The following is a 6,179-nucleotide window of genomic DNA, read 5'->3' on the forward strand; positions in this document are numbered from 1 at the left end:
GATAGTTATGAAAAATAATTCAATCAAAACAGTCGTTGCTACTGGCATCGGCGCAGCCCTCTTTGTGGTTATTGGTTTGCTGATTAGTATTCCAACCTTTGTACCAAATACCTACATTCAATTGCAGTATGCAGTTCAGTCGCTCTTGTCAATTGTTTTTGGACCAATTGTTGGTTTCTTTGTAGGGCTTATTGGTCATGCCTTTATAGACGCACTGCGAGGTGGGTCGCCTTGGTGGTCATGGGTTCTAGCCTCAGCAGTTTTTGGCTTGGTGTTAGGTTTTGCTAGAAATCGTCTGCGTATTCAAGAAGGAATTTTTGACGGAAAAGATATTTTTGCTTTCAATATTTTTCAAGTAGTAGCTAACCTCATTGCTTGGGGAGTCATTGCCCCAGTTTTAGATATTCTTATCTACAGTGAGGCGGCGAATAAGGTCTTTGCACAGGGACTTGTAGCAGGTATTACAAACAGTATTACAGTTGCTATTGCAGGGACACTCCTTTTGGCTGTTTATGCAAAATCTCAAACGAAGACAGGTAGCTTGTCTAAAGATTAAGTTTTTATTTTCCCTAGAAAAAATTCTAGGGTTTTTAAATACAAAAAAATACATATATGATATAATAATATAAAACAAACAAAAACATGTGTTCAAAGGGAGAAGTATGGTCTGGACAGAAGAAAAGTTGGGACCGATTATTCATTCTATACTCAATCCTGACGAGGAAGTTTTAAGTCTTTATCAATCGAAAACGACGAAATCAATTTATGGATGCATTCTTTGGAATAGTTATTATTATAAGGTTTTCCGAGTTAGTAACCACCCATCACAATCTACATATAAACAGCCAACTTTTTATGATTTCCATGGCGAATTTTATATGAAAGGAGCGATTCGGACCTACCTTTACCACACGAACAGTTGGTATGAACTTAGTAAGCAAGGCTACTACCTTCTTCTCTTTTTTCAAAAGTTATGGGATGAAAAGCAAGAGGTGGAGGCGAGTTGGCAAAATGGTAGGATGCAGATTCGCTTAGTGGTTGAAGAAGAGGAGGGGCAAGTCCATTACCGTTTTCCAGATTATCAGGCAAGGGAGGTTGAACGCCTATTGGTCTCAGGCATGCTGGTGGCCATTCGCTCCTCCAGAAATTTTATTAAGATACGGACGAGTCGTTTTGTTGCACCGTATATAGCTCTAATCAAACAGCGTCAACTTTATCGGAAAAAGCCGAGTAAAGCTATGCTCCAGTGGGAAAAATATCAAAGTCAACTTATTGAAATCCAAAGGACCTATCGGCTAGTGGAGGAAAGTGCTCCGCAAACTTTTTTTGGACACTGGTTGAATAAGGTCCAACTCTATCTCTGCTCTGCCATTTCCAGCTATTGGGAAGAAGTTATTAAAGGAGTGGAGTGGCAGGAGGCAAGAGAAATCAAAGAGCAAAGGAAAATCGAGAAGCCACATAATCCTATTGAAGATAAATGGAAGGAAAATATTGCTAGACGCCATAAGCGAAAAGTGGACCAACTTATCGGACATGATACCTTGGAAAAACTCCGACAACTGAAAATAGAATTAGACGACTAAGAAGTTATAGCGAACCTTCAATAAATGCGGTAGCATGTCATCCATGTTACCGTATTTTTTACATATAAGCACTGAACCTGCGAATATAGGTTCTAAATTTTCAGTTCAGATTTTTGTCTTTTGAGGGGCTAAACGATATAATCGTAAGGTATCATTTATTAGAAATGACAGAGTTTTATCATCTATTGCAAAGATTGAGAAGGAGAAATCATGTCAAAAGACATTCGTGTATTACTTTATTATAAATATGTCCCAATTGAAAATGCGGAAGCCTATGCTGCGGAGCATCTAGCTTTCTGTAAGTCTATCGGACTCAAAGGACGTATTTTGATTGCTGATGAGGGAATCAACGGTACTGTTTCTGGTGACTATGAAACAACTCAAAAGTACATGGACTACGTTCATGCAAACCCATTGTTCAGCGATTTGTGGTTTAAGATTGATGAAGAAAATGAGCAAGCTTTCAAGAAAATGTTTGTTCGTTATAAAAAAGAAATTGTTCACCTTGGTTTGGAAGACAATGACTTTGACAACGATATTGACCCACTTGTAACAACAGGTGCCTACTTGTCACCAAAAGAGTTCAAAGAAGCTCTCTTGGACGAAGATACAGTTGTTTTGGATACACGTAATGACTACGAGTACGACCTTGGGCATTTCCGTGGTGCTATCCGTCCAGACATCCGCAACTTCCGTGAATTGCCACAATGGGTCCGTGATAACAAAGAGAAATTCATGGACAAGCGCGTAGTTGTTTACTGTACTGGTGGTGTTCGCTGTGAGAAATTCTCAGGCTGGATGGTTCGTGAAGGCTACAAGGATGTCGGCCAGCTCCACGGTGGTATCGCAACCTATGGAAAAGACCCAGAAGTTCGTGGCGAATTGTGGGATGGTAAGATGTATGTCTTTGATGAGCGTATCGCAGTTGATGTCAACCATGTAGACCCAGTTGTCGTTGGTAAGGACTGGTTCGATGGTACACCATGTGAGCGCTATGTCAACTGTGGCAATCCATTCTGTAACCGTCGTATCTTGACATCAGAAGAAAACGAGCACAAGTATGTTCGTGGCTGTTCAGCAGAATGCCGTGCCCACGAGCGCAACCGTTACATCACTGAAAACGGCTTGACTCGTCAAGAATGGGCAGAACGCTTGGAAGCGATTGGGGAAACTCTGACTCCAGCAAATGCTTAGTAATACCAAAATTGCATTGAAAAATCAGTGCAATTTTTTTGTGCAATCAGAATTCTTTATATTTTTCAGTCCATTCTATACGAAGCCTATCAATTAGAAAAGAGAAGGAGATGAAGTCTTGATTTCGCTTAATGTGGCGAGTAGGGAAGAAGTAGATAGACTTATCGAGCGTGTTGAAGCAAATGGTGGGCAAATTGCAGATCGCTTGACAGATGCCACAGCTTTTATAGAGCAAGTTTTACGGGCCTTGATGGGCATTATTTTAATGTGATTGTGAGGTAAGAAGGTAGAATTCATCTGCTCTAGAATCATGGATGAAGGTATTTGAAAAGGGAGAAACTGATGATTCTTCCTTTTTTTCAGAGTCAATTTACGCTATAATAGTCCTATGAAAAAAATCATTGAGTTTAAAGATTTTACATTTAGATACCAAGCGCAACAGGAACCCACTTTAAAAGATGTTCAGTTAACGATTTATCAGGGAGAGAAAGTTCTGATTATTGGTCCATCTGGTTCAGGAAAGTCGACGATTGGACAATGTCTTAATGGTATTATTCCCAATATTTACAAGGGAGAACATAGCGGAAGTTTACTATTGGATGGTCAGGAAGCTTTTAATCTTTCAGTTTATGATAAGTCCTTGCTCGTATCAACGGTTCTTCAAGATACAGATGGTCAATTCATTGGCTTATCAGTTGCCGAGGACCTAGCTTTTGCTTTGGAAAACGACATGGAAAGCCATGGGGTGATGAAGCAAAAAGTAGGGGATTGGGCAGAAAGACTGTCTTTGACCGATTTGCTGGCACATCGACCACAAGATTTATCTGGAGGTCAAAAGCAACGTGTCAGTCTGGGCGGGGTTCTTATTGATGAGAGTCCTATTTTGTTGTTTGATGAGCCACTTGCTAATTTAGATCCCAAATCGGGCCAAGATACGATTGATTTGATTGACCGTCTGCACAAGCAAGAAGGGACCACAACCATTATTATCGAACACCGTTTAGAGGACGTACTGTATCGTCAGGTGGACCGAGTTGTATTGATTAATGACGGTCGGATTTTGTTCAATGGAGGACCTGATGATTTATTACGTACCTCATTGTTACAGGAAAACGGCATCCGTGAACCCTTATATCTATCGACTCTTCGCGCCTTAGGATATCCGATTGCGCAGGCAGAACACCTCTCCTCAGTTTGGGAAATTGATATTGAGGCTTTGAATATAGCATCCCTACCAACCCTACACTTTGAAAATGGAGAGAAAGAGGCTTTGTTAGAAGTCAAGCATCTTCATTTTTCCTATCCTAATAAACAAGTTCTTACAGACATTCAACTGACGATTCATAAGGGGGAACGTCTAGCTATTGTTGGAAAAAATGGTGCTGGGAAATCTACTTTAGCCAAGGTGCTTTGTGGTTTTATTCAGGGTGAAGGTGAGATTCTCTGGAAGGGGCAGTCAATCAAAGAAGATTCTGTTAAAGAGCGAGCAGAACGGATTGGTTATGTTCTTCAGAATCCCAACCAAATGATTAGCCAAACGATGATCTTTGATGAGGTTGCCCTTGGTTTGCGCATGCGAGGGGTGACAGAAGAAGAAATCGAACACCGAGTTCACCATATCTTGAAGGTATGTGGCCTGTATCCGTTTCGTAATTGGCCGATTTCGGCACTTTCGTATGGGCAGAAAAAACGGGTAACGATAGCATCTATCTTGGTTCTCAATCCAGAAATTATTTTGTTAGATGAGCCAACAGCAGGACAAGATCAACGGCATTATCGGGAAATGATGGAGTTTTTGGATCAATTAAATGCTCAAGGGCACACCATTGTCATGATTACCCATGACATGCAACTCATGCTAGATTATTCAGATAGAGCTGTTGTTGTGGTGGATGGGCAGATTATTGAAGATGCCAGTCCAACAGAAATTTTATCTGATGATACGGTGATTGAGCGAGCCAATTTAAAAGAAACATCAATTTTTCACTTGGCGGAGAGGTTGGGAGTTAATCCCTTAGCATTAACTACGTTTTATATGCAGGAAGAAAGGAGAGGAAGATGAGTCGACAAAAACTAATTGGTTACCATCCAGGAACTGGCTTTATTCATAGTTTATCGGCTGTCAGTAAATTACTCTTTTTTCTCATAGTTTCCATTCTTGCTATGATTACTTACGATACCCGCTTGATTCTTTTTATCGCAGTATTTTCTCTAGCCTTGTTCAAAATGTCAGGGATTCGTTATAAAGAAATCTCTCTTGTTTTAATTCTGACGATCATTTTTGCTGCAATGAATGCCTTGATGGTTCACTTGTTTGCACCACGGTATGGAGTGGAACTTTACGGAGCAGACACTCCCTTGCTATCAGGTCTGGGAGTTTATTCCTTGACGAGTCAGCAAGCATTTTATCTGGTAAATCTTCTCTTGAAGTATTTTTGTACAGTTCCTTTAGCGATTATCTTTCTCATGACCACTCATCCTAGCCAGTTTGCTTCCAGCTTGAATCAAATTGGGGTATCCTACAAAGTTGCTTACGCAGTCAGTTTGACCATGCGTTATATTCCAGATATTCAAGAAGAGTTTTATACGATTCGAATGTCTCAAGAAGCGCGTGGTTTGGAATTGTCCAGGAAAGGAAAATTGATGGAGCGTATAAAAGGGAATCTATCCCTTGTCATTCCTCTGATTTTCAGCTCCTTGGAGAGGATTGATACGATTTCAACGGCTATGGAATTGCGGCGTTTTGGAAAGAATAAAAAAAGAACATGGTATACCCAACAGCCTCTACAGAGAATAGATTACGCTGTCTTGCTATTTATTCTTGCTCTAGTAGTCGTGACAATCTATCTATTTTTTGTTAATCAGGGTCGATTCTATAATCCGTGGCGATGATTATTGAGTTTATTGGGCTGATTAACCCTTTATCGTTGACATTTAGGAAATATACTGTTACAGTAGGGAATGTAAATAAGTTTAGAGTTTAAGTATCAGTTTCATCTTTTGTTTTTCCTCTTGATAAGTTTTACAAATAAATAAAAAGAGGTAACACAAATGGTACAAGGTACAGTTAAATGGTTTAATGCAGAAAAGGGATTTGGTTTTATTGCTCAAGAAAACGGTCCAGATGTATTTGCACACTTTTCTGAAATTCAGTCTAATGGTTTTAAATCTTTGGAAGATGGTCAAAAAGTGACATTTGAAGTGGAGCAAGGCCAACGTGGTCTTCAAGCAACCAATATTACAAAAATTGGATAATAAAAGAGCGGGTTTCTTAGTGATATACTCCCCTTATAGTGGACAGTGAAAAAACAAAAATTTTCACTAGAAACTATAAAGGGAGTTTTATTATGTCCAAAAGAAGTCCAAAGTCTGTCTCTGAGAAACTAGAAATTGTTCTACTCC

7 protein-coding genes are annotated in these 6,179 nt (G+C 39.8%); all 7 read left to right on the forward strand.

Going from position 1 to position 6,179, the window contains the following annotated elements:
• Positions 1 to 7: 7 nt before the first annotated feature.
• The 7 genes from ODU39_RS06840 (at position 8) to ODU39_RS06870 (ending at position 6,032) form a co-directional block, all read left to right on the forward strand.
• Positions 8 to 556, forward strand: coding sequence for an ECF-type riboflavin transporter substrate-binding protein (locus tag ODU39_RS06840; RefSeq protein WP_105249336.1), 549 nt, complete (start codon positions 8 to 10; stop codon positions 554 to 556).
• Positions 557 to 662: 106 nt separating this feature from the next.
• Positions 663 to 1,583 (forward strand): hypothetical protein, encoded by a 921-nt coding sequence (locus tag ODU39_RS06845; RefSeq protein ID WP_398580143.1) that lies wholly within the window; start codon positions 663 to 665, stop codon positions 1,581 to 1,583.
• Positions 1,584 to 1,793: 210 nt separating this feature from the next.
• Positions 1,794 to 2,777 carry a rhodanese-related sulfurtransferase gene (locus tag ODU39_RS06850; RefSeq protein WP_398580144.1) on the forward strand — a complete coding sequence of 328 codons (984 nt, stop codon included), beginning with the start codon at positions 1,794 to 1,796 and terminating at the stop codon, positions 2,775 to 2,777.
• 118 nt (positions 2,778 to 2,895) lie between these two features.
• Positions 2,896 to 3,048, forward strand: a complete 153-nt coding sequence (locus ODU39_RS06855; protein WP_398580145.1) for a hypothetical protein — start codon at positions 2,896 to 2,898, stop codon at positions 3,046 to 3,048.
• 117 nt (positions 3,049 to 3,165) lie between these two features.
• Entirely contained in the window at positions 3,166 to 4,839 is a 1,674-nt protein-coding gene (locus tag ODU39_RS06860; protein WP_398580146.1) for an ABC transporter ATP-binding protein, read from the forward strand.
• Positions 4,836 to 5,669 carry an energy-coupling factor transporter transmembrane component T family protein gene (locus ODU39_RS06865; RefSeq protein WP_398580147.1) on the forward strand — a complete coding sequence of 278 codons (834 nt, stop codon included), beginning with the start codon at positions 4,836 to 4,838 and terminating at the stop codon, positions 5,667 to 5,669. The genes ODU39_RS06860 and ODU39_RS06865 overlap by 4 nt, the downstream gene beginning before the upstream one ends.
• A 159-nt stretch (positions 5,670 to 5,828) precedes the next feature.
• Positions 5,829 to 6,032 (forward strand): cold-shock protein, encoded by a 204-nt coding sequence (locus ODU39_RS06870; RefSeq protein ID WP_004195223.1) that lies wholly within the window; start codon positions 5,829 to 5,831, stop codon positions 6,030 to 6,032.
• The last annotated feature ends 147 nt before the right edge of the window (positions 6,033 to 6,179 follow it).

Source organism: Streptococcus sp. 2021WUSS126 (genome assembly GCF_044427255.1).
GTDB lineage: Bacteria > Bacillota > Bacilli > Lactobacillales > Streptococcaceae > Streptococcus > Streptococcus hashimotonensis.